General features: G+C 40.1%; 20 protein-coding genes. 7 read left to right on the forward strand and 13 right to left on the reverse strand.

Annotation, left to right across the window (positions count from 1 at the left end):
* Positions 1-42: 42 nt before the first annotated feature.
* Entirely contained in the window at positions 43-2,112 is a 2,070-nt protein-coding gene (gene metG, locus A9970_RS16210; RefSeq protein ID WP_182983027.1) for a methionine--tRNA ligase, read from the reverse strand.
* A gap of 323 nt (positions 2,113-2,435) precedes the next feature.
* On the opposite strand from metG, the gene A9970_RS16215 reads away from it, so the two are divergent.
* The gene (locus tag A9970_RS16215; RefSeq protein ID WP_182983028.1) at positions 2,436-3,338 is read left to right on the forward strand and encodes an LD-carboxypeptidase; all 903 of its coding nucleotides are present in this window, start codon (positions 2,436-2,438) and stop codon (positions 3,336-3,338) included.
* Positions 3,339-3,379: 41 nt separating this feature from the next.
* Here the strand turns inward: A9970_RS16215 and A9970_RS16220 are convergent, their stop codons facing one another.
* Positions 3,380-4,210 carry a universal stress protein gene (locus A9970_RS16220; RefSeq protein WP_182983029.1) on the reverse strand — a complete coding sequence of 277 codons (831 nt, stop codon included), beginning with the start codon at positions 4,208-4,210 and terminating at the stop codon, positions 3,380-3,382.
* A 223-nt stretch (positions 4,211-4,433) separates the two neighbouring features.
* Here A9970_RS16220 and A9970_RS16225 point away from each other — a divergent pair, with 223 nt between their 5' ends.
* Entirely contained in the window at positions 4,434-4,841 is a 408-nt protein-coding gene (locus A9970_RS16225; RefSeq protein WP_075990522.1) for a DoxX family protein, read from the forward strand.
* Positions 4,842-4,987: 146 nt separating this feature from the next.
* Here the strand turns inward: A9970_RS16225 and A9970_RS16230 are convergent, their stop codons facing one another.
* The 3 genes from A9970_RS16230 to A9970_RS16240 all read right to left on the reverse strand — a co-directional run bounded on the left by A9970_RS16230 (position 4,988) and on the right by A9970_RS16240 (position 9,584).
* Positions 4,988-5,818: a universal stress protein gene (locus tag A9970_RS16230; protein WP_075990523.1), complete on the reverse strand. Its 831-nt coding sequence runs from the start codon at positions 5,816-5,818 to the stop codon at positions 4,988-4,990.
* Positions 5,819-6,153: 335 nt separating this feature from the next.
* On the reverse strand, positions 6,154-8,274 hold the full coding sequence (locus A9970_RS16235; protein WP_182983030.1) for a carboxy terminal-processing peptidase: 2,121 nt from the start codon (positions 8,272-8,274) through the stop codon (positions 6,154-6,156).
* A gap of 206 nt (positions 8,275-8,480) precedes the next feature.
* Positions 8,481-9,584 (reverse strand): lipopolysaccharide assembly protein LapB, encoded by a 1,104-nt coding sequence (locus A9970_RS16240; protein ID WP_182983031.1) that lies wholly within the window; start codon positions 9,582-9,584, stop codon positions 8,481-8,483.
* Positions 9,585-9,898: 314 nt separating this feature from the next.
* Between A9970_RS16240 and A9970_RS16245 the strand changes: the two genes are divergently transcribed.
* Together A9970_RS16245 and A9970_RS16250 are read left to right on the forward strand one after the other, a co-directional pair.
* Positions 9,899-11,179, forward strand: coding sequence for a replication-associated recombination protein A (locus tag A9970_RS16245; RefSeq protein ID WP_046673775.1), 1,281 nt, complete (start codon positions 9,899-9,901; stop codon positions 11,177-11,179).
* A gap of 189 nt (positions 11,180-11,368) precedes the next feature.
* A complete protein-coding gene (locus tag A9970_RS16250; RefSeq protein WP_182983032.1) occupies positions 11,369-12,868 on the forward strand; it encodes a S41 family peptidase in 1,500 nt (499 codons plus the stop codon).
* 181 nt (positions 12,869-13,049) lie between these two features.
* Here the strand turns inward: A9970_RS16250 and A9970_RS16255 are convergent, their stop codons facing one another.
* From A9970_RS16255 to A9970_RS16285, 8 genes are all read right to left on the reverse strand, one after another.
* A complete protein-coding gene (locus A9970_RS16255; RefSeq protein ID WP_182983033.1) occupies positions 13,050-13,964 on the reverse strand; it encodes a hypothetical protein in 915 nt (304 codons plus the stop codon).
* Between the two features lie 179 nt (positions 13,965-14,143).
* Positions 14,144-15,826 (reverse strand): ABC transporter ATP-binding protein, encoded by a 1,683-nt coding sequence (locus tag A9970_RS16260; protein ID WP_259655415.1) that lies wholly within the window; start codon positions 15,824-15,826, stop codon positions 14,144-14,146.
* Positions 15,774-16,043, reverse strand: coding sequence for a PqqD family protein (locus tag A9970_RS16265; RefSeq protein WP_182983034.1), 270 nt, complete (start codon positions 16,041-16,043; stop codon positions 15,774-15,776). Before A9970_RS16265 ends, A9970_RS16260 begins: the two co-directional genes overlap by 53 nt.
* Before the next feature lie 164 nt (positions 16,044-16,207).
* Complete coding sequence (locus A9970_RS16270; RefSeq protein ID WP_182983035.1) at positions 16,208-17,119, reverse strand: NAD-dependent epimerase/dehydratase family protein; 912 nt, start codon at positions 17,117-17,119, stop codon at positions 16,208-16,210.
* Positions 17,120-17,554: 435 nt separating this feature from the next.
* On the reverse strand, positions 17,555-18,043 hold the full coding sequence (locus A9970_RS16275; RefSeq protein ID WP_182983036.1) for a S24/S26 family peptidase: 489 nt from the start codon (positions 18,041-18,043) through the stop codon (positions 17,555-17,557).
* Between the two features lie 3 nt (positions 18,044-18,046).
* Positions 18,047-18,961, reverse strand: coding sequence for a DUF5106 domain-containing protein (locus tag A9970_RS16280; RefSeq protein WP_182983037.1), 915 nt, complete (start codon positions 18,959-18,961; stop codon positions 18,047-18,049).
* 136 nt (positions 18,962-19,097) lie between these two features.
* The gene (locus A9970_RS28530; RefSeq protein ID WP_259655416.1) at positions 19,098-19,343 is read right to left on the reverse strand and encodes a hypothetical protein; all 246 of its coding nucleotides are present in this window, start codon (positions 19,341-19,343) and stop codon (positions 19,098-19,100) included.
* The gene (locus A9970_RS16285) at positions 19,340-19,945 is read right to left on the reverse strand and encodes a hypothetical protein (protein WP_220801632.1); all 606 of its coding nucleotides are present in this window, start codon (positions 19,943-19,945) and stop codon (positions 19,340-19,342) included. The genes A9970_RS28530 and A9970_RS16285 overlap by 4 nt, the downstream gene beginning before the upstream one ends.
* A 236-nt stretch (positions 19,946-20,181) precedes the next feature.
* On the opposite strand from A9970_RS16285, the gene A9970_RS16290 reads away from it, so the two are divergent.
* Genes A9970_RS16290 through A9970_RS16300 form a run of 3 tightly spaced genes read left to right on the forward strand, consistent with a single transcriptional unit; the run spans position 20,182 to position 25,270 of the window.
* Entirely contained in the window at positions 20,182-22,716 is a 2,535-nt protein-coding gene (locus A9970_RS16290) for an SLBB domain-containing protein (RefSeq protein ID WP_182983038.1), read from the forward strand.
* A gap of 21 nt (positions 22,717-22,737) precedes the next feature.
* Complete coding sequence (locus A9970_RS16295; protein WP_182983039.1) at positions 22,738-23,820, forward strand: Wzz/FepE/Etk N-terminal domain-containing protein; 1,083 nt, start codon at positions 22,738-22,740, stop codon at positions 23,818-23,820.
* Positions 23,810-25,270 carry a flippase gene (locus A9970_RS16300; protein ID WP_182983040.1) on the forward strand — a complete coding sequence of 487 codons (1,461 nt, stop codon included), beginning with the start codon at positions 23,810-23,812 and terminating at the stop codon, positions 25,268-25,270. Before A9970_RS16295 ends, A9970_RS16300 begins: the two co-directional genes overlap by 11 nt.
* Positions 25,271-25,290 lie beyond the last annotated feature (20 nt).

The following is a 25,290-nucleotide window of genomic DNA, read 5'->3' on the forward strand; positions in this document are numbered from 1 at the left end:
CGTTTGAACAGGCTTTTTGTATAAATGGAGGTAGGTCTTATATTAACGTACCGTACTTCCGACTTTAATTGCTGTATCTGGTTTGACAAAATCCAATCGACCATCAGCGTCTTCTGCCATAAGGATCATTCCCTGTGACATAATTCCTTTTATTTCACGAGGCTCAAGATTGACCAAGATGGATACCTGGCGGCCTACGATCTCCTCAGGACTGAAGAACTCTGCGATACCCGAAACGACAGTGCGTGTATCTAAGCCGGTGTCTATCGTCAATTTTAACAACTTCTTGGTTTTGGCAACTTTTTCAGCAGCGGCAATGGTTCCGACACGGATATCCATTTTAACAAAATCATCGAAGCTAATATTTTCTTTTGCAGGAGCAACCTTGGCATTATCGGCTAGGTTTTTCGCTTTTGCTTCAGCAAGTTTGTTTAGCTGGAAGTCGACTTGTTCATCGGTTATTTTGTCGAATAACAATTGCACTTCACCCAATTGGTGTCCAGCTTGGATCAAAGCATCCGAACCTGCGTCGTTCCAGTTCCCTTGTGGGAAATTAAGCATTTCAAATAATTTGATAGCTGTTTTCGGTAAAAACGGTTGTGCAAGGACGGCAAGATTGGCAACGATTTGAGCCGCTACATTTAGGATTGTTTTGACACGTTCCTCATCTGTTTTAATGATTTTCCATGGCTCCTCATCGGCAAGGTATTTATTGCCCAGACGAGCTACATTCATAAATTCTGCCAATGCCTCACGGAAGCGGAATTGCTCCAAAGACGATTTGATAGAAGTAGGGTATGATTTTAGTTCATCCAGTACCGCTTGATCTACAGCTGTTAGTGGCGAGCCGTTCAATACCTTGCCATCAAAATATTTGTGGGAAAGTACTAAGACACGGTTGACAAAGTTTCCAAAAATAGCAACGAGCTCATTGTTGATCCTAGCTTGGAAATCTTTCCATGTAAACTCGGCATCCGAAGTTTCCGGTAATATGGATGTCAATACATAACGCAATTCATCCTGCTTATCAGGAAATTCCTGTAGGTATTCATGTAACCAAACCGCATGGTTTCTGGACGTGGACAGCTTATCACCTTCCAGGTTAAGGAATTCGTTGGCTGGAATATTTTCTGGTAAAATATAGTCGCCGTGTGCATGAAGAATCGCCGGGAAAATAATACAGTGGAAAACAATATTATCTTTTCCAATAAAATGGATCAGCGTAGAATCGTCTGCTGGGTTTTCATGGGTTTTCCAATAGTCTTCCCAGTTTTTACCATGGTCTAAAGCCCACTGTTTTGTTGCTGAGATATAACCGATAGGTGCATCTAACCAAACATATAGTTTTTTACCCTCTGCTTCAGCCAAAGGTACATCAACGCCCCAATCCAGATCTCTTGTCATTGAACGCGGCTGTAAACCGGATTTAAGCCAAGATTGACATTGGCCAAAAACGTTGGATTTAAGGATATTTTTCTTTCCTTCAATCAGCCATTTTTCAAGCCAAGGCTGGTATTTATCCAAAGGTAGGTACCAATGTTTCGTTTCTTTCAAAACTGGCGTTTTTCCGCTCAATGTTGAAATTGGGTTGATCAAATCTGTTGGGCTAAGTGATGTCCCACATTTTTCACATTGGTCACCATAAGCGCCATCGGACTTACAATTTGGACAAGTTCCTGTAATGTAACGGTCGGCCAAAAACTGATGGTATTCCTCATCGTAGTACTGCTCCGAAAATTTCTCAACAAATTCACCTTTGTTGTAAAGGTTCAAGAAGAAATCCTGCGATAACTGGTGATGTATGGGCTCCGATGTACGGTGATATATATCGAAAGAGATACCAAACTCCTCAAAGCTTTCTTTGATTTGTTTATTGTATTTGTCAATGATTTGTTGCGGGGTGATGCCCTCTTTTTTTGCACGGATGGTAATCGCCGCACCATGCTCATCTGAACCACATACATAGACTACATCTTTTTGATTCAGACGCAAATAGCGGACAAAGATATCCCCTGGGATATAAGCTCCGGCAAGGTGTCCAATATGTAAAGGACCATTGGCATAAGGTAATGCCGATGTGATGGTATAACGTTTTTTATCTAGAATACTCAATGCTTGAAAGTATATTAAAGTGTGTACTTGTTTTCTTTGGCAAACTTAGATAAATTGCTGTTTATATGCAATATAAATGCGTGTCATATCAAACAATTTATTCTTGAATTCTTGTTTTGGCTCATTTCTACGATTGTTTCAACTTGATTAAAATGAGCTTCCATTTAACGGCTTGTTATCGTAGAAATATTATTCAAAATAGCGGTAGAAAACTTAGATAAATTTACGTTTATTTGTACATATAAGCACAATATATCAAGTAAATTTATAATCGGACTCTACAATGGAGAGGTCCTTATGTTTAATCATTAGCGATAAAAAAGATGTCCAAAATACCTGATTTTCTGAAAGAAGGCGATAAAGTAGCTATCGTTTGTCCTGCGAGTTTTATACGTGGCTCTATTGATGTTGGCATAAAAACATTGGAGAACTGGGGGCTGGAAGTTGTGGTTGGGAAGACTGTTGGGACATCGTTCCATCAGTTTGCCGGAGATGACAATTTACGTGCTGCCGATCTGCAGTGGGCACTGGATGATCCGTCGATTAAAGCAGTTTTTGCCGCGCGCGGAGGTTACGGTTGTGTTCGTATCGTCGATCAGATAGATTTTTCAAGCTTTGAAAAAGATCCCAAATGGTTGGTGGGTTTTAGCGATATTACCGTATTGCATAGTCATATTCAACGGAACTATAAAATTGCAACAATACATGGACAGATGCCAAAGTCTTTTGAAACGGGCACAAAAGCATCGTTGGAAACTTTAAAAAATGCATTGTTTGGCCATAATATGGATTTTGCCTACGAGCAAACGTTATTCCCCAATCGTGCGGGTAAAGGCGACGGAAAATTGGTCGGTGGAAATTTAGCAATCTTACTATCTGTACTTGCTTCCAATTCGGATGTCAATTACAAGAATAAAGTTTTATTTATAGAAGATGTAGGTGAAGCCTATTACTCCGTAGACAGAATGCTAAGGGCATTGAAGCGCGCGGGGAAATTAAAAAAATTGAATGGTCTAATTGTAGGGGGCTTTTCTGCTATGAAAGACAATGATCCTGCTTTTGGGCAAAGTGTAGCGGAAATTGTGTGGGATATAGTTAAAGAATATGATTTTCCGGTAGCATTTGGCTACCCTGCAGGGCATATTGATGATAATCACGCCCTGGTATTTGGGCGAAAAGTAGCCTTGAATACAACAGTAAATTCTGTTCAGTTAACCTATTTGTAGGGGAAGCTGAACAGAATCTCATTGTTTTATTTATTGGTTGATTATCCCGAATGTACAGGGATGACCATCATGGCAGCCTGACTCTTCCAGGCCATCTTTTGCGCTATACTCGTATTGAAAATTCGACTTAATAAGCCCTTGTCCCGATGGAAAGTGACCATCATGTCGATATGATTTTCGTTGATGTATTGGTTGATCCCTGAAGCAATGTCTGCATTGAGGATATAACTATAGATGGGATGATAAGGAGCCAGTAAATCCTGCATGGTTGTTATTTCTGCATTAACGGCTTTATTTGCCGGATCTTCTTTGGTCACATGGACGACATAGACCTCACTTTTACGTAATACTTCTGAAGCATTAACCAAAAGACGGTTTAATTTTAGTTTTACCTCTTTGAGATTGGTGGCGATCAACATCTTTTTGGGTACCCGAAATTCTGCTCGTGCGGGGACCACCAGTAATGGTGTGTGACAATTTTCGATCAGCTTGAGGGTATTGCTTCCAAGAAGAAGTTTCTTTAAGCCACTTTTACCTGCAGTTCCGACGATGACAAGATCAATGTCCTCCTCAGCACAGGTACGGTTTACGCCATAGCTCAGTTCATATTCCTCAAGAACTGATTTCCAGGCAATGCCCTCAGGGAAAAGCAACATCAGTTCCTGTTGCCAGGTATTGAGGTCCTTTTGTTTTTCTTCCAAGATTTCTGAATTGCTGATGACAACAGGTTCAGTACCTACGGTAGGGATTACTTCGTATGTGTGGTATAGGACAACCTTTTCAATGCCCCAAAGTGGAGCTAATTGTGCGGCATATCGAGCAGCAGCATAGGCATTGTCCGAAAAGTCTGTTAACAAGAGTAGGTTTTTCATCCTTTAGTTATTTGTTGATCCATAATCCGCAGCTAAGGTTTTTTACGCTGTCTTAGCCGTTCCAAGCATTATAATCGGGTCTATAGTCATCAAATTACGCATTAAGTATTATAAATGCAATAGCTTTATTTATTATGGTGAGTGCTGTGAGGGGTTCAATTTAAATAATTTCATTAATTTAGGGAGATCGGTAATTCAAGTTTTAATAAATTAAACGTTTTTTATGGCAATTTGGAATTCATTGGGTAAATATAGGGATACGGGACTTTTGGTCTTGCGTGTTGGACTTGGGGTGATGATGATCATGCACGGTCTGCCCAAATTGCAGGGCGGTCCTGAGCTCTGGGCAGGTGTAGGAAAATCTATGGGTAATATTGGTATTCATTTTATGCCTACTTTTTGGGGGTTTATGGCAGCTGCGACCGAAACTGTTGGGGGCCTATTTTTATTGCTGGGGCTCTTTTTCCGACCAGCGGCATTATTGCTTGCATTTACGATGGTTATCGCTGGATTAATGCATCTTTCTAAAGGAGATGGTATCTCTGGTGCATCACATGCGATTGAGCTTTGCTTTGTGTTTTTAGGTCTTATCCTTGTTGGGCCGGGTAAACATTCGGTTGACAAGAAATAAGAGACTCCCCGGTAAGAGATTTCCCGGAGGAAGAACTATACGACAAAAACGCCGCAATTTAGAATACATTGTGGCGTTTTTGTCGTATAATTTGTTTCTATTGGACAACGAGCCCATCGCTGTTGATATTTACAAAGCACAGATTTCTACGATCTATCCATGGGAATAACCAGTAAGTTGGCTGCGCCATTCCAGGCTATTTTTTTAGAAATGCTTGTTTTGAATAGGCTCGCTAATAGTCCTTGCTTTTTATGGAATGAAAGTATAAGATCAATATGTTTCTCTTTGGCATATTCTTCAATACCGAGTGCAATATCATCATGGCTGATGTAGTCATAAATCGGATGATATTTGTCTAGGCGTTCATGGAGGTGCTTTAATTCCTGTGCCAAGTCTGCGGCTGAACCTTCTTTTTTAGCAACATTCAAAACATACAATTGTGCATTGAAAGTGTCTAAAACCTGATCTAAATTGAATAAATCAAGCTTTCTGTCTACCTCTTTCAGATCGGTTGTAGCCAACACATTTTTGGGGACTGCAGGATTTACCTTATGGGAAACGATAAGCATGGGCTTATTGCAGATGTCCATCAACGTAATAGCATTACTTCCGACCAAGATCTTAGCAAAACCTGTTTGTCCGGTGATACCCAATGCGACAAGGTCAATGTCGTGCGATTTACACATGTCATTGACTCCCAATGGCAGATCAACATCTTCCATCTGATGCGTTAGTTCCACTTGTGGAGGGAACAATAATCTAATTTGGTCAAACCATTGTGTCAGTTCTTTCTCTTTGGTCTCTTTTACCTCATCATTGACAATGACAATAGGTTCGTTATTGACAATGGTAACACTATTGTAAGTATGGTAGATAATAACCTTTTGAGTTTTCCAGGCTTCTGTGCACAGCGCAACTTGTTGTGCTGCCAGAAGAGCATTTTCTGAAAAGTCAGTTAACAGGAGGATACGTTTCATGATATTCTTTTTTATACGTTTAACTTCTATAACCTGGTTGGTGCATCCTGTCCTGCAAAATCTTTAGCGTATGAGCTATGGGAATCATTCGGACTTCAAGCAGTACCGGTATATTACTAAAACAATGAATGTAGCGATAAGTTACAAAGAAAACGTGAATTTAATGTTAAACTCTTCCTATTGTGATGAGTGTCATAAAACCTTCATGGCTTCGTAAGACACCAACAGCGATGAAAGCGAACTGAAGGTTCTTTCTGGCCAATAAGATCAGACACTTTCAGAAAAAAAAAGGCAACCGGGATTACGGTTGCCTTTTTTTAGAGAGAGAATACGTTCTATTTTTTTGCTTGAAAGTTGATGATATAATCGGTCATCACTTTGGCACTTTCATCTTTCACAAAGTCAAGATCGATTTTAGGTTGGGACTTACCTTCCTCCCATGCTGGTTTACCCTGCAATTTCAATAAAGCGTTGATGCGGTCTCTGTTTTTCTTGAGGTTGTCATCTTTCTCTTTCTTGAATTTGTTTAGTTCCAATGGAATTTTAACATCCTCATCTTTTTGAGCTTCTTCAATATCCTCTTTTAGATACTTATATTCTAATGAGGTTTTAATGCGTGCCTCATGCATCGCTTCTAATTTTTTGTCAACAGCAGTTAAATCAGCTACTTTTTTGAAGTTGCTCGATTGGATTTGATCCCAAGGGAGCGCTGATTTTTCTGAGCTCTCGCCAAATTTCTCTGCGGAGAACTGCGAAGGGAATACGATATCTGGTGTAACCCCTTTATGTTGTGTACTACTACCGTTAACACGATAGAATTTACCTAGGGTGATATTGATCTGTCCATATTGAGGAGCACCTTCTGGGGTATCTGGATCTTTTTCACCTGAGGCCTTTAACAGTAAGCGGCTGGTCGGGCTGATAACGCGTGACATGTCGATTGCCGATTGTACTGTTCCTTTACCATAACTTTGAGATCCTAAGATAATACCTCTTCCATAATCCTGGATAGCACCGGCAAAGATTTCAGAAGCCGAAGCCGAGAAGCGGTTGATCATGATGCCCAATGGACCATCCCAGGATACACCCGCGTTTTTATCTTCTTCGACATCGATGTTATTTTTGGTGTCTCTTACTTGTACAACTGGACCTTTATCGATAAATAAACCAGTTAGATCAATTGCTTCCGGTAAGGAACCGCCACCATTGAATCGCAAATCGATAACCACAGCATCTACTTTTTCCTGTTTCAAGGTGTCTAAGATTAACCTAACGTCTCTCGTTGTGCTCTTATAGTTTGGATCGCGTCTTCTGTAAGCTTCAAAATCCATGTAGAACTTCGGAATATTGATGATACCCACTTTATACGTTTTTCCATCGGCACCTTTGACGTTCATAATCTCTTTTTTCGCAGACTCTTCTTCAACGACGATTTTCTCACGTACTAAAGATACAATGCGCGGATGAGAGTTCATTGGCTGACCAGCAGGTATAATTTTCAGGCGAACAATGGTTCCTTTTGGACCTTTGATTTTTGCTACCGCTGCATCAAGTCTCCAGCCAATAATGTCTTCGAATTCACCATCTTTTCCTTGGGCTACAGCAATGATTTTATCATTGACATGAATGCTCTTGTCTTTGAATATTGGTCCACCAGGGATAATTTCGAAGATGCTTACGGCCTCGTTGTCGACGACAAGTCGTGCTCCGATCCCTTCAAACGTATTGGCCATTCCCTCATTAAACGCCTGGGCAAAGGATGGGTTAAAATAGGACGTATGTGGATCAACAGCATCGGTCAATGCTTGCATGACCACCTGAAAAGCATCGTTTGCGTTGGTTTTTTTGGCCTGAGAGATCAAATTGACGTAGCGTTTTTTTAGCGTTTCCACCTGTTTGGTCCTCGCGCTATCAGTAGATTTACCACTCGCGGTTTCCAAGTTAAGCAGATCGTATTTTACACGCTTACGCCATTGGTCGTTGGCTTCATCTGCTGTTTTGAACCAGCCTAATTTTTCGCGGTTAGGTTGGTAATACTCATCCTTTGTATAATCCTGTTTCTTGTCGATTTCTGAAAGCGCATATTGCATTCTGTCCAGGTATCTCTTGGAATAGACATTAAAAATATGGAATGCGGCAGAAAGATCTCCATTTTTGATATCCTGCGCAAGATTGTTTCTGTACGCTTGAAATTCATCGATATCCGATTGAAGTAAGTAATTTTTTCCTTGATCCAAAGTTTTGATCAGATTATCGTATATGATACCCGATATCGAATCATTCATTTTGACCTTTTTGTAGCTCGCATTTTCCAATAATCCAGAGACTTCTTTAGCGATAATTTGATGTTGCGTGCTCGGTTTAAGCCCTCCATCATCAGGAAGTGCTACCCGTGGTTTTGAACCACAAGAAACAATGGATACAACAAAAAGTGCAAATATGAGTTTCCTAAACATATTTTCGACGGTTTTAATAATCATTCTTTTTAAAAAATATTCAGCTCCTATTGATGAGCGTGCTAAATTTAGTGAAATTCATAGCACATTACCGCAGAATCTAAAAATTTATTTGATTTATCCTTTAATATTTACAAAAAGCTTAAAATCTCTTTGTAGACTGTCCTTACAACAGACCACGCGAAGAGGTAGATTGTTTTTAAATATCAATTGTACAGTTCATTTTTTAACTGCGTATAGGCCTTGTAGGTCTGATCAGCAGATGGATAATCTTTTAGCACAAGATACACCTCACCCAGTTTATCCAATATAGCAAGTGAGAGCTGTTTGTTATTTTCATCCGAAGCCAGTTCAGCAGCCTGCACAAATTCTTTGATCGCTACCTTATAATTACCATCTTTTTGCTTGGATGAGGCCAACAGGTATTCAATCTCAGCGAGCTCGCTACTTAGTTTTTTGGCATTGGCCAAATCGCGGGCCTGTAGCAGAAACCACTGAGCCTCGGTAAATTTATCTTGCTTAAAATAAATTTCAGCAAGCATTTCCCATGCGAAAATCTTCCCCTCATAGGCTTTGGCCTTATTGAGTAAAGGGATCGCACTGCGGATAATATTGTTTTCGGCAGCTTTATAATTTCCCTGACCGGCTCGTGCCATAGCAATTAGAAGCCAGGCGTTGGCTTGGTCTGCATAGCTTTTGCTCTTCATGGCATAGGTATGATAATTTTGTGCGCTCTCTTCAGCACGTACAAAGTCTCCACGATACAGCTGGAAATTGCTGATGTTCATATTGATGGTGGCTATATCATCCTTGTTATCGGTACGATTTGCCAAAGAAAGTGCCTGATATAAAAACTTTGACGCATTGCTGCTATCGTTATTTTTAATTGAAAATAAGGCGGCTTCATTGGCAAGCGCATAACCCGCAATCCAGTTTTCAGCCTTTGTCTGCGTCTCTATAGCGCTATTCCAGTTATTTGCCGCCGTAGGCATGGGGTTCATCAAATATTGAAAATGCCCCAGGTTATTGGTGCTCCGCAGTTGCAATAACAGTCGCTGGAGCAGGAGCTGCCTTGCAATTTCTTTGCTGAAAGACTTCTTGTCCGCATAGTTCTCTGCTAGTATTTCATTGGCCGTTTTTGGAGGCGGTAAAAAATAGACCTCTGGGCCGATACCCCTAAAGGAAGCATCGTATTGTTTTATTGCGCCAGTATAATCTTTGGCGGCATCCTGTGCGATTACCTGACATGGTATATTCATGAATGCAGTCAAAGCGGTAACTATAGAAATCCAGTATTTTGTCATTCTCATAAAATATTACGTTATCATTAACGTCTACCTAAATTTAGCTAAAGGGCATATTTGAGCAATCTACTCCTTGATTCGATAAACCTGTACGTTCGGTTATGCTCTGCCAAAAGCAATTTACATATATAATAGAGCAAATATGACGAAAAATTGTGTGAAAAAATGTTAAAGTACTATCGGGCGGTGAATGCTGACCATTAGAATTATGCTGATGAAAGCTTGAAGCTTATCGCTTTACCGTACTCTTCGTCGAAGAGACTGGATGATTAAAGCTAAAATATTTAGTCGCTGTGCCGTTTAATGTTTAACTTTGTGTTATGGCGACACGAATTCCATTAGCAGAACGACTTAGACCGCGGCAATTGAGCGATTATGTGGGACAACAACATATTGTCGGCCCAGATGCAGTACTCTACCATGCGATCCAGCAAAAAAATATTCCATCCATGATTTTGTGGGGCCCTCCAGGGGTCGGAAAAACAAGTTTGGCCTTGCTGATCGCAAGAGAACTCGACAGGCCGTTCTTTTCATTAAGTGCAATTCAGGCCGGGGTGAAAGATATTCGTGAAGTGATTGAAAAAGCCGAGCGGCTGATGAACTTCAACCAAGATCAACCCATTTTATTTATTGATGAGATTCACCGTTTTTCCAAGTCCCAGCAAGATTCCCTTTTGGGGGCTGTTGAGCGTGGTCTGGTGACACTTATTGGTGCTACGACAGAAAACCCATCGTTCGAAGTCATCTCCGCATTGCTCTCGCGTTGTCAGGTATATGTATTGGAACATCTTTCGGAAGAAGATCTTATTGGATTGATCCAAAAAGCATTACATGAAGACGAATATTTACAGAAACAGGCAATTGTTGTCGAAGAATATGAGGCCTTGTTGCGGCTGTCTGGTGGCGACGCACGTAAATTGTTAAATGTGCTCGAGCTGGTTGTCAATGCGGCAGTATTGCACAAAGAGCCAATTACAAACGCCTTTGTCCTGAAACAGGTACAGCAAAATATGGCCATTTATGATAAAGCGGGTGAGCAGCATTACGATATTATATCCGCTTTTATTAAATCCATCCGTGGGTCTGATCCGAATGCCGCAGTCTATTGGCTTGCACGGATGATCGAAGGGGGGGAGGATCCGTCCTTTATTGCCCGAAGGTTGTTGATTTTGGCTTCTGAGGATATTGGCAATGCCAACCCCAATGCCCTGTTGTTGGCCAACAATTGTTTTCAGGCAGTCAATGTTATTGGATGGCCCGAATCACGTATCATTCTGTCGCAAACGGTGATCTATCTGGCGACTTCGGTTAAAAGCAATGCTTCCTATGAAGCGATCAATAAGGCGCAGGCCTTGGTGAAACAAACCGGAGATCTGTCTGTACCGCTGCATATCCGTAATGCGCCGACCAAATTGATGAAGGACTTAAATTACGGTGCCGAATACAAATATGCACACGCCTATCCTGGGAATTTTGTTGTTCAGGAATTTCTTCCCAAAGAAATCAGTGGCGTCAAATTGTATGAGCCCGGGCAAAATTCACAGGAGGAAAAACTAAGACAAAGTTTACGGGACAAATGGAAGGAAAAATATAAGTATTAAATCAATATGGCATAAAAAATAGGCTTGGCGGGTATTTTTTGATTTTGTTAAAACTATCTTATGCCTTTGCTTGTTCTCCTAACGTTTTTCAATAGGTAGTAAACACGCTGGCGCTCCCCATGGTCAGCGTGTTTTTTTTATTGCGGATCAACTTAAATTATTTATGTTTGTTTTACAAATGTTTCAACTATGAACTTAGCGCCTTTAAAACAAACAGGACGTTTGGCCACCATAGCACTGACTGGACTTTTTGTCTTTTCTTGCAAAAAGGATACTCCTAAACCTGAACCCGAGCCAGAACCCGTGGAGCGTACCGAAGCGCAGCTGATCAAAGATGATATCTACAAATATTATAAGCTATATTCGCTGTGGGACAAATCCATCCCTGATTATACCAGTGATCCTTCGCAATTCACGGATAAATATGGTTCGGCAGATCTAGTGCTCGATGCGCTGAAGAAGCTGACACCGGCACATGCTGCTTATCCAAACGGGGTCTTTGACCGATTTTCCTATGTGCTGGGACTAGATGGTTATAATACCGGAACAACGGCTTCAGGCAGGCTTAAAATGGATACGAACGACGGGTATGGCATCTATGTTCAATTGGGGACAGAAGACGAAAAAACGGCACAGCCCATTATCTATTTTGTAGAAGGTGGATCACCGGCGCAAAAGGCGGGTTTTAAGCGTTCCGATTTTATTACGGCAGTCAACGGTGATTCCGATTATTCGATCGCCGTCACCTGTACGACGACAGGTTGTACGATTAATGATGCAAGTGCGCGGGATAAAATGATGAATAAACTGAATGCTGCCCTGGACGCTGGTACACTTAAGTTGCAGGTGAAACATCAGGACGGGACAACAACAATCAAAGATCTTACTTATGCGAATGGTTATACCATTGATCCCATTTATAAAGATTCCGTCTATACCTATAATGGAAACAACGTAGGCTATCTTGCCCTATCGTCTTTTGAAGAGATTGAAAATAATAATGTCAATCAACAAAAGATCGATGCCGCTTTTGAAAAATTCCAGACTCAGCAGATTAAAAGTTTAATTGTTGATTTACGCTACAATGGAGGGGGATATGTAGATGCGTCTGCTTATGTCGCCGATAAAATTGGCGGAGCCATTACCAAAGGAAAGCTGATGCTCACCTATGAGGTGAACGATTATATCAAAGCGACGCCGAGCATCAATAAGATGTTTCAGGATACAAAATTTGAAGGCAAGAGCAATTTGAACTTGAGTAAAGTCTATTTTCTGGTGAGTGACCGTACAGCATCGGCAGCAGAAATGATAATTAATGTACTCAAGCCCTATCTTCAAGTGCAGATCATCGCCTCTGGTACCCGTACATACGGCAAGCCAGTAGGCTTCTTTGAGCAGGTTGTCCAAAAGAAGGTGTCTTTTTGGCCAGTTTCCTTTCTTTTGAAGAATTCTGCTGGTTTCTCGGACTATTGGGATGGGTTGGTTCCCGATAAAAGCGATGTAAAGGATTATTTGTTTGTCGACGTGGGAGACAAGAAAGAAACGATGTTGGCGACAGCATTGAACGATGCTGCACCGGGTATCACCACCAAAGCTTCCATCAATGCCATTAGCCGGAAAGGATATCGTACGCTTAACCAGGGCGAGGTCAATATACGGCCAGACCGGGGTATGATCAAGAAACGTTAGTTTCGTCTTGTGTTCGTACCTTGTTCGTACAGCGTTCGGGCGCGAACAAAGGCTGTGCCGTCTTTGTACAGATCCTGACCAGATAATTCCTGTTCGGGATCTGGTCAAGCTCTGTTGCATATTGGGTCAACATCTGTCCGCGGTCGAAGCAAGTCCGAAGCAGGTACGAATCAGGCCCCTTTTATTCGTTCGAAAAAAGATAAGAATGGCATAGTTCTGCCGCGGCAGCATCCGGCAAGCATTTTAAATAACCGACAGGAACCTGAGCGATGATTTTTTCCAAAATGGTATTCATGCTGGAAAATAATTCCTTGTTCCACCGGATAGAAGTACAGCTGGGCAATACCGCGATAAAGCCTTTTAGGCCTTTCTGCCATTCAAATTCATTCATTGGAGCCTGTTGTAAGCGAACGAATCCCTGCAAGGGCAGTTGTTCATTTTTATAACAAGGCGTCTTTCCGCTCCACGGTGTTCCATAAATTAATACGCCTTCATCGGTTATTCGAATGGCTGGATTATCGTCGTTGAGTAAAATGGTGTTTGGAATATGTTGTAACCAAAGGCGACTATGGGTGCTTTTACCGGTACCGCTTTTGCCTAAAAAAGCGACACCCCTGCCGTTATGGTTTGCCACGGAAGCATGGATCATGATTGTATTGTGTAAAAGACTCGCCTGCCCAAAGATCATCATGGCCATCCAGGTAATAACACCGCCCTGTTCATCCGCCGAGCTTGATGGGACATACAGTGTTGAATGTTCAAAGTTGCGGTCACTTTGGAGATACCAAAGTCCGTTCCCCTGTTCGTTGCTGATTGTTGTGATGAACGTATCCTCTTTTTCATAAAAGCGAAATCGATCTCCCCATGCAATAGATTCGTCCGTTCGAAGTACGCCCATATCCTCAGGTATCGGTGCTTTTGCTAGACTGACCGTGATGCTAATGTCTGTTTTGTCGCCGGAGTCTAGCCATTGAAAGTCCCGAAACGAAGGAAGAAGCTGTGCTAGCGGATAATGTACAGGATGATTAAACTCCAGTATTAATTCCGCGATGCGGTAGCGAGTCTGGGATAATTCGGATGATGTCGTCAAATTCATGTTTCAATAATTATTTCGTGGGCTCGCCCGATTTGTCTTTTAAAAACTTGTTAGAAATTCAGACTTAAGTATTTGCCGGTCATTTCTTTTTATTTCATAGCTGTTGTCAGCTACTTCTTTTCATTTGTCTACTGTGCCGATATGCGTCTTATTGATCCATTATGTTGCTCGAATTAGGATTAGTCGAGATAAATATGTTGCTGGCATTTTTCGGCCAGGTGTAGGTCATGTGTTACAAATAAGCAGATTTTGTGCTTTCCATGTTCCAATAGTCGTTGAATTAACGTATCCGATGTCGTCTTATCCAATGCGGAAGTAACCTCATCGAAGAGCCATATATCACCGTCGTGCATGAGTGCGCGGGCAATCGCAACGCGCTGCGCCTGCCCTTCCGATAGGCCGATGCCAGATTCACCGACGACGGTATCGATGCCGTCGGGTAGCTCAAATACAAATTCCGCACAAGCAAGCCAAAGCGCTTTTTGCATATCCATTGTTCCTTCGTCTTTGACATGAAGCAGTAAATTCTCACGAATGGTACCGCTGAACAGCGAATTTCCCTGCGGAATATAAGCGAGGTTGATCCGATGGCTGGCCGTTAGTGGCCTTTCACCATCCCTGTCTATGAGTGAAATTTCTCCTTTTTCAGCTTTTAGTAGTGCCAGCAGCAAACGGATCAATGTTGTCTTTCCTTTTCCACTCGGTCCGATGATAGCGGTGGGCTCACCCACCTTTAAGGAAAGATTTAAATTTTGTAATACCCACTTATCTTCATAGCGGAAGGAGAGATCATCGATACGAAGTTCCTGTGTCTGATTGAGACGCTGCTGTGTTACTTGCGGCTCGATTTCTCCAGCTTGTAGTTCCAATAGCCGATCTGCAGATACCCGGAAACGCACAAAGCCGGGGATATAAGCAATCAATGCGAGGATGGGCGATTGTATCCGTGCAACCAGTTGTAGGAAAGCGGTCATTGTTCCGAATGAAATCTGCCCCGCTTGTAATCGATAGATCCCCCAGATAAAAGCGATTAAATAACCGGCATTCATGGCTACTTTCATGGCGCCTTGCGTATAGGTGGAAAAGTTGAGCTGGCGTATTTTCAACAAAAGCAGTTGATGCTGGCTCGCTAAGAGCTTCTCTCTTCTCTTGGGGAAGATGCCCATTGCCCGAATGAGCAGCCGAAAACGTAAATTTTCCTGCAGTACCTTTGAAAAATTGCTTTCTTCCTCCTTGACTTCCTTGCTGAGCTTACGCATCTTGCGGAAATACAATTTTGAAAATACAAAAAGGGGCGAGATGGCCAGGATCATCAGCGCCAGCATCGGGTCCATGTACCACAGGAAACCGACCGATGCCAATAGCTGGATTGTGGTCAATATAAAAGACAGGAATGTATTGGCGATGGTATTGGCGACTTCCTCACAGTCCGTCTGGATGCGGATCTGAATATCGCCCGTATGCCAGTTCTTGACTAATTGCCATATGGAGAGCATCTGTGCGTCGAGCATCGTTCGTTGGAGCTGGAGCGTAAGCATCAATTTGATCTGCTCCATCATGCGACCCGAATAGCCCTTGATTCCGACATTTAAGGCAATGCTTCCAACAATACCAATGAGGAGCCATTTCAAGGGCAGATCTCCGTGGGATGTGGCGGTGTCAACAGCTTTTTTGGATAAAAACACAAAAGCGAGGGAAAGGCCAATGCATATCAGTTCCAGTATGAAATAGAGGAACAGTTTGCTTCGGTATCCCTGGGTGATTGACCAAGCCCAACGCAGGTGTTGCTTCAAGCTATTGTTGTTCATTTCATTTTTCCAACAAACCCTGTTTTTGGAAGTCTTGAAGGAGGATTTCAGCATCAGATTTTGCTTGATCAATATTTACGTCGTAGTTTTCACAAAGTAATTCGACGATTGTGTCAGTCGTGAATTCTTTTCCTTTGAGTTGTTCCCACAACCATGCTGCAGAGCTGTTTAGCGTATATACTGTTGACAGGTCGACCATATCTTGGCTGGGGTCTACAATCAAATGATCTGAACCGATGGTTCTCAAAATTAAATCCGTTCTTAACTTCATAAGGTTTAAAATATAATAATAAGTGATAGCTTGATTCAGGCTATGGTATCAAACATAAATAAATTGTGCCTTAAATACAATATAAAAGGCTCGTATTTAAGGCACAATTTTAATTTTTATTTCAGTGCTTGTCCGTTTTGTTGCTTTGAAGTTCAAATATGATTTTACTGTTGCCTTAATGCTCTAATGGTATCACGCAGACCCTCCTTAGCTGTTTTGGGTAAACGCTCAATTGCCAATGCAAGTTTTATTTTTTTATTTGAAACAACGAGGTTGCTTGTCAATTTTTTTAAGCGCCATGTATTCAGAGGGAAAGCTCTACTATGGTCGCCGATTTTCGATAGAAAGGAAACTATACGCTTTGGCAGTGGAAAACAAGGAATTTTTAAGCCTGTTTCCTGTTTCATGATATTTACGATTTCATTGGACGATAAAGTTTCATCGTCGGATAAGTGATAGATTCCTGAATTTATCTTTTCATTTTGTAAAAGAATCTGTTCAACGAAGAAACAAAAATTGTCCACGGACAGAAAAGAGCGTTTATTCTTAAATCGAACCAATGGATAAGGAATTCCTTTGCTTACGATGGAATACAACTGTTTTAAATTGCCTTTGTCACCGGCACCATGCACCATGGGTGGACGCAAGATAACTAGTTTCTTATCTGCAGGCAATTGTTGCTTCATCAGCCACTCTTCGGCCGCTTGTTTAGATCGGCCATAAGGTGAAACGGAGTTATAGGTAGCATTTTCAGAAAGTGATTTTGCAGACTCTACTTCTTCAATGGCCGCGAGGGAGCTTATATGGATAAATAATTTCGCTTGGGAGGAAATAAATAGGTTAAACGCCTTTTTTGCTAACTCAAAGTTGGCAAAAAAGAAATCTTCTTCGGTTGCCTTGCCCGTAAAATCGTGGGCTTTACCTACTAAATTGATGATGCAATCTGTTGGATAATTGTCCTTTGACCAATTCAGATTTCTCATGGAAACAAATTCACATTGAATTGGATCCTTAAGCTTCTTCTTTAAATGACTCCCTAGGAATCCGTTACTTCCCCCTAAAACTAATACTTTCATCTTATTACCCTTAACGCTTTCTCTTCGATATTTATATAGCTAAATAAATATGTTTAATTATTATAGAATTCTGAATATTGAATCTTTTAATGCATTATTAAATAGTTTGTTAAAAGTTTTAATATGGATAATTAAAAGCAATAGTTTAAAGGATATTTAACATTGTAAAAAACTTTCTTCATAATTCGAGCTAAAATAATTAATGCAAATATACATATATTTACTTATTTTAATTTACCCAACGTTAATTCTATCTTAATTGCTACAGTTTAATGTTAATTTTTTTTAAAGTTTAGCATTTTCCTACAATAGCAAAAATTACGAACGGTGTATTCCATTTAAAAATCAATGCTTTTAAATGGAAATTTTTATTCAACTGTTTGATAATTTCTATCTATTCTTTTAAAGCATCTTACTTAGCGCTTGAGTAAATAATTACTTGATTAGTCTATCTGGAGCAGAATTAATCAATTTTAATTTGGTAAGCACGCGACGTAACAATCGGAAGCGGTACCAGCACAGCCCACGTAATCTTGCCCATGTCCCGTTTACAGCTATAACTTTGCCTTTATCTTTGGGATAATGTATAATGGCAATTGCGATAATATCTGTCTCCGCAATGTATTCACGGAGTATAAGATTACCATCACCGGCCAAGATATATTGGCCATTTTTCTTCCCTACAAAGCGGTGGAACACAAATTTATCATTTTCTTTAGCGAGTATATTGCTGCCTAAGGGCAGGGGGGTACCGCTGTATGCACGGAGTAGGACAGTATCCCCATCTTGAATAAATGGACGCATACTATTTCCTTTAACTCTTATGCGTACTTCCTTGCCTTCACGAAGGATGCGTTGTACCTCGGCGAAATAGTCTTCGTTTGATATAACCCGTGCTTTGCTTTCGTTTGTGTTTTCAGCCATCAGTTAGGAATTGGTTTTAACAAAATACCCAATGACCTGCTGTAAATAGGTATCTTTCAATAGTACTTTTTTGTTTTCGTCCAAAAGGTAAATTGTTGGCGAAGCTTTGAGATCATACAAATTGAACGTTAAAAGTTTATTTTCGCTGTCAAAACCATTGATCCATTCATACGATAACTCGGATTGGTAATTTTTCCATTTGCTGCGGTCGCCCCATGGGTCGATGGCCACTACCTGTATCTGCAGTTGATTAAAGAGCTGAACGAGCTGAGGGGTATCACGAAGTTGATGGATGGTTTCCTTACAATGAGAACAGTCCGGGTCGTAGAAAATTAAAAGGCTATATTTCGCATTAATTTCGGACAGCTTTTGTTTTTGCCCATTGGCCAGTTCAAAGCTGAAGTCTTCTGCTTTTTGCCCAACTTTATTTTGGCGTACTAGTTTATAAATTGGTCTATAAGCTTCTTTTTCAAGATCGGAAAACAGATCTGTTTTGATCAGATAGCGTAATACGGATTCATAGACAATATCGTTGCGCATGGGCGAATTGCCATCATATAGATAATGCTCATATTGTTTGATGAAATAGTCAAAGCTTTTCCGATTGACTTTTGCCTTGTCCAGCATGAGATCGATCGCTTTATCTCTTGTTGCGGAATCTGGATGCTGCGCCAAGAGCTGGAGAAAATCAGCAAGCTGTTGCTCCCCTTTTTCCGGATTTTTTACCTTGGCAGTATCCTGCATATCAAATTTATCCCAGAAATGGAATAATGTGCTATCTGTCGAGCTGATAGACGCCATATTTTGGGACATTGCCTCATTCTTTTTATGCTTTTCTTTCGTGGTGCTGGTACAAGACCAAAACAAAAGGGAGAGCGCGCTAATAGGTATCAGTAGAACAATCGAAATAATTTTCATTTTTTAATTTATCTATAATTATTTATCAGTTTAGAGCACTCGTAAAGTTAATCCTTTCACTTTATCTTTTTTCAATCCAAACGAGTGAAATACAATATAATCATAAATTTTCAGTACGATACATTTTAAGCTACCTTTACTCTATACCAAGCGTTCTAAGTAGATTTTTTTTCTCTTGTGAATCTTTTAGTGCGTTGACATGATACGTTGCGTCTAACAGGTTTGCGGCGGATTTTTTCGATAGATACCGATTTACATACTGCGTTGCATGATCCTGTATAAATCTACGGCAGTCTATATTGACGCTGATTCCCTTGTCGAAATTGCCGTATGTCAAACCTGTTACAGCTTCATTCGAAGAGATGGATTTAATGCTATTCATGTGCAATCCGTTGATATTGAGCGTGAGTGCAGGGTAGTAGAAATCCGGCTGACTGTGGAATTTGTCTGGGCGTCCATAAAATCCCATTCGGGTGCTAGGGTAGTTGTAAAGTGGAACCGTACTTCATTCCCAAAACCATCAGTACTACCCAGCGTTTTTCCCAGCAAGTAACTGTTTGGAGGGAGGTCATCTGCTTCCAGGTGTTCAATATCGTAGTAATATTTTCGTTTAATATCAGAGCGATCAATTGGTTTACCATTAATGGCAGCCCAGGTCATGCTGAATGCCGACTGCTTACAATCGTCCTGTGTCAGCATAAACAATAAGCTCTTATTATATTTCAGCGGCGGAATACTCACAGTCGGAGTATGGATTATTCCTTTTTCAGCTTCAAACTCAATGATGAGCTCCGCTTCTTGTCCTGTCTTTTCTTCACCAAATGGATAGCTATATCGGTTTGTATTTTCGCTGTTATCGGGTGGTGATACTTCTTTTTCATCTTCGTTTTTACTGCCCGAGTAAAGATCTTTTTTTAGGCAAGAAGATAATAGGGTACATCCTAACGTAATAAGAATAGCTTTTGTGTAAATAATTTGGCGCATGCGCAAATATAGGCCTTCTTATTGGAATAACTATTTCACTAAATAAGAAAATAGATCCATGAATAAGCCGCTATCCTGTATTGTAGCAAAATTACTCATTTTTACGTTCGTTACAATGTATTTTGGCAAAGTGTCTTTAATAACAAATGAATTACAGTTGAAAAGCCGATTCAAGAAATATTTCAATCATTTAATTAAATAGTTTTACTAATTTTGCGGCAAATACCGCGGTGTCGATGAAAAGAATAATATTATGGTTATGCCTTACAGGATTTGTGGGTACAGTACACGCACAGACCATCCCTGCCAATATAAAAGTAGACAATCTAAGTGATGCACAGATTGAACAGTATGTGAAACAAGCCGCTTTAATGGGTTATGACGAAAGTCAGTTAGACGGTTTCGCACGTGCACAGGGTGTTTCAGCTGTAGAAGTTCAGAAATTAAAAGATCGTCTAGCGAAAATCAAGCGTAAAAAACAAGAACCAAATCAATTAAAAGGCTCTTCAAACCAATCGCGTAATAGTCGTTTAAATGGTCGTCAGGTGGATGGTTACTCCAACGCGGATTCTTTGCAAAATAAGCAGAGGAATACAAGGGATTCGATTGATAATGAAGAAGGCAAGCTCAAGATTTTTGGCTCAGACCTTTTTAGGAATAATGCCATCACTTTTGAACCCAATCTGCGTATGGCTACACCCAGCTCCTACATTATTGGTCCAGACGATGAAATATTGTTAGATATTACAGGTGACAATGAAGCATCTTATCAACTTCCCGTAAGTCCCGATGGAACGATTAAAGTAGAATATGTGGGGCAGATCAACGTGGCTGGTTTGTCCATTGCCGCAGCAAAAAGTAAAATAGAACAACGATTGAGTGGTACTTATCCAGCTTTACGTTCGGGAAGAACCCAAGTGAGTGTTAATATTGGCAATATCCGTACGATTCGGGTGACATTGACAGGGGCGGTTACTAAGCCGGGAACTTACAGCTTGCCTTCCTTGGCGACTGTATTCAATGCATTGTATGCCTCAGGAGGACCGAATAAAAACGGAACTTATCGCAAAATTCAGGTGATCCGCGGCAATCGTGTGGTGAGTACGATTGATGTGTACGACTTTTTAGCCAATGGCATACAACAAGGAAATATCCGTCTGCAGGATCAGGATATTATTCATATACCCGTTTATGGAGCCAGAGTGCAGTTCGAAGGAGAAGTTAAGCGTCCCGCCATATTTGAAACGGTGCCCGGAGAGTCGCTATCGGATATTTTGCGCTATGCTGGCGACTTTACAGAGAATGCCTATAGTGCAAAAATTAAAGTTCTTCAAACAACAGGTCGCGAACGTAGTGTACAAGATATCTATGCCGATCAGTTTGCAAATTATACACCCAAAGGTGGAGATCAATATATTGTAGAACCCATTTTGGAACGTTTTGCCAATCGTATTAGTGTATTAGGAGCGGTATTCCGTCCCGGTATTTTCGGTTTGGAGCCAGGCATGACGTTAAAACAGGTTCTGGAGATGGCCGATGGCGTGCGTGAAGATGCCTTCTTGGAGCGCGGTATCATTAATCGTCTTAAAGCAGATAATACTTCGGAATTAATTAGTTTTAATGTACGCGATATCCTAGCCGGTACAGCTGCGGATATCCCCCTAAAAAGAGAAGATAAGATTGAGATTTCGTCCATTTTTGATTTAAGGGATGAATATAAATTCACTGTTCAAGGAGAGGTCCGTTTTCCGGGTGATTTTCCATTTGCCAGCAATGCAACGTTGGGCGATATCATTCAGAAAGCCGGGGGATTGACCGAAGGGGCGAAAAATGCTCGCGTAGAAATCGCTCGCCGTATTAAAAACTTAGATGTGACAGATCATCGTTCTTCGCAAACTGTATTGGTTGATATTAAAGATGGCGTGCTCATGGATCCTAATATGACTTTGCAACCTTATGATGTTATCTCTATTTTGGGCGATGCTGGTTTCCGCACTCAACGTCAGGTAAAAATCGAAGGGGAGGTGCTATATCCAGGCTACTATACGATCTCCCGCGAAGATGAGCGTATTTCGGATATTATAAAGCGCGCAGGCGGTTTGACAACGTATGCCTACACCGAGGGAGCTTCATTAAAACGCACCGGAATGTCTAAACTGAAAGCCGAGGAGAAGAAAGAAAAAGAGCGTTTGAAAAGGGAGCTTGAAAAAGACAGCCTTGATGTTGAGGAAAAAGATGGCAAAACGGCAAAATATAAAGATGCCGAGGAAGAGAATGTAGATAATTCGAAAGCAAAAAGTGCAGCTCTGGCAAAAGTATCACAACAAGGAACTTCAGCATCTGATATTGAGCCGAGCGACCTTGTAGGTATTGAATTAAATAAGATTTTAGAGAAACCTTACGAAAAAGGTGATCTCTTGGTTTTAGATGGCGATATTATAAACGTACCAAAGGAATTAGAAACGGTGAAGGTTGTCGGTGAAGTTTTAAATCCAAACAATGTGGTATATGTTAAAGGTAAGAATTTAAAATACTATGTGAACCAAGCTGGTGGATTTACGGATAATGCTTTAAAGAAAAGAGTATTTGTTCAATACGCTAATGGTGCTGTAAAGGGCAAAGATGGAGGATACCCAGAAGTTAAGCCAGGAGCGGAAATTGTTGTTCCTAAGCGTGCACCAAGAGAAAGATTAAGCTCTCAGGCCTGGATTGGTATCGGCACTGGTATTGCTTCAACATTAGCTATAATCATTAGCCTTTTTAAGAATTAAAGTAAATAAAGTACCTATAAAATGGATAACGGTCAGATATCAGCGAGGGATATTATTCTAAAAATTTATGATTGGGTAAAATACATATTTTCACAATGGAAGTTACTCATTATAATCGGTCTTCTTGGCGGAGGGCTAGGTTTTATCTACGCTAAATTTACTAAACCAACCTATACCGCGACGACTACTTTCGTGTTAGAGTCTGATTCGGAAACTTCTTCATTAGGGCAGTACGCAAGTATAGCTTCTATGGTTGGCGTAAATTTAGGGGGTAATGGAGGGGGAGTGTTTCAGGGAGATAATCTATTTGCATTTTATAAGTCTCGACGAATGCTAGAAAAAGTTTTGTTAGCTAAGTCCCCGAGCGATACGTCAAAACTTATGATTGATAGGTATTTGGATTTAAATGAAGCTAAAGGAGATTGGGCTAAAAATAATCCAAAACTTTTGGAAATTGATTTTAGAAAGGTCTATAAAGGTTCTCAAAGTCGTAGTAAAGATAGTTTAATATCAAAAGTGATCTCAGAGATTAATAAAAAATATCTTGTTGTTGACAAGATTGACAAAAAACTGTCAATCATGAAAGTTGACGTAGTTTCTAAGGATGAAATATTTTCTAAGGAATTTAACGAATTATTAGTAAATGAGGTTAATAATTTCTATATCCAGACCAAGACAAAGAAATCTTTGGACAATGTATTATTACTTCAAAGGAAAGCTGATTCTGTCAGGTCGGTTATGAACGGGTCAATCGAGGCAGCTGCAATTGTTTTAGATGCAACTCCGAATTTGAATCCTACTCGACAGGTACAACGTATTGTTCCTACTCAGAAATCTCAGTTTTCGGCGGAAGCAAATAAAGCTATATTAAGCCAACTTGTTCAAAATCTCGAACTTTCAAAATTAGCCTTGGCAAAAGAAGCTCCTTTAATTGAGATTATTGACAAGCCACTATATCCTTTGGAAAAGAATGCAGTTAGTAAATTAAAAGCTGCGTTTGCAGGTGTTGTAATGATGGTAATAGTTTGTATCATATTTCTAACAATAAGAAGGATGATTCGAGCTATTTTATTAGGAACCATTAGGACTGAGGATGAAAGTTAGAGGTATAAAGACAAATTATATTTTAAATATTGTAAGAACAATATTAACAACATTAATTGGTATTTTTACTCTTCCATATGTTAATAGCACATTAGGTGTAGAATCCGTTGGCAAGGTTGAATATATTAATTCGATAATTACTTATTTTGTATTGATATCCGCTTTGGGCATACCAATGTATGGTGTTCGAGAAGTTGCAAGAGTAAGAGATAATATTGCGGAACGTTCATCGGTGGTGCTGGAGTTGCTTCTAATATTATTTATAACTACCGTAATTTCTTATGTCGTCGTTTTCATTTTGACGCTTACAGTTTTCTCAGAAGGCTCATATCGAGACTTAATAATTGTTTTATGTCCAATTATATTGTTAACCAATATCGGAGCGGAATGGTTTTTTCAGGGTATTGAAGATCAATTGTACATTACCATAAGATTTATAGTAGTAAAAGCTATAACTCTTGTTTTACTATTTACGCTTGTAAAAACTAAAGATGACTATATTATTTATGCGGGAATAACAGTTGTATCCGGTGTTGGGGGGAATATATTTAACCTTTACAGGCTCAGAAAGTATGTAAATCTAACTGTATCATCTTTAAAGTGTCTTAACATTAAGAGACATTTTCGCGGTATTTTGACAGTTTTTTTGGCTACTATTTCAGTAAGCATCTACTTACAACTTGATATAACTTTATTAGGAGCAATTGGAGGCGACGAGACAGTTGGGCTGTATGCTACAGCCAACAAGCTAGTAAGGTTTTCAATACTATTCATAACTACCTTAGGAGCGGTAATGCTACCTAGGCTATCATATCTGTATGATAATGGAAGATTGATAGAATATGAAACATATTTGGCGAAGTCTCTTAAATATATTTTGTTTTTTTCTGTACCAATTTCAGCCTTAATTTTCTCACTTTCAAGAGAAATTATACTGGTAATGGCTGGCGAACAATTTCTTGGCGCAGTCGGAGCTATGAGAATTTTATCTTTTCTAATTATTATTATTGGAATTGCATATTATTTGGCTTTTATGATACTATATCCTCAAGGAAAAGAAAGTTTATACACAAAGATTGTTGTGGTGTCAGCTGTAGTAAGTGTTGTTATGAACATCCTACTCATTCCCAAATTTCTCCATATTGCAACTGCGAGCGTGAGTGTTTTTGTTGAACTCTTAGGCATAATTTTGATGATAGTTGTATGTAAGAAACAGCTAAATAGCCTGGGATTTTTTTCTAAGTCAAATCTTCATTATTTTTTCGCTGGAGGTTTTATCTGCTTATTAATTCCTTTCATTCCTGTTTTGTCTAATAATTTGCTTTTTACAATATTTTTGAAGTCTTTCATTGGACTAATAACATATTTGCTTTATCTCCTAATTTTTAAAGATAGTCTACTTTATGAATTGTACGGTAAGGCATTGAGTTATTTAAATAAAAATCGTTAATGCCGCATTTTAAATCATTG

It is taken from the genome of Sphingobacterium sp. UME9 (assembly GCF_014170215.1).
GTDB lineage: Bacteria > Bacteroidota > Bacteroidia > Sphingobacteriales > Sphingobacteriaceae > Sphingobacterium > Sphingobacterium paramultivorum.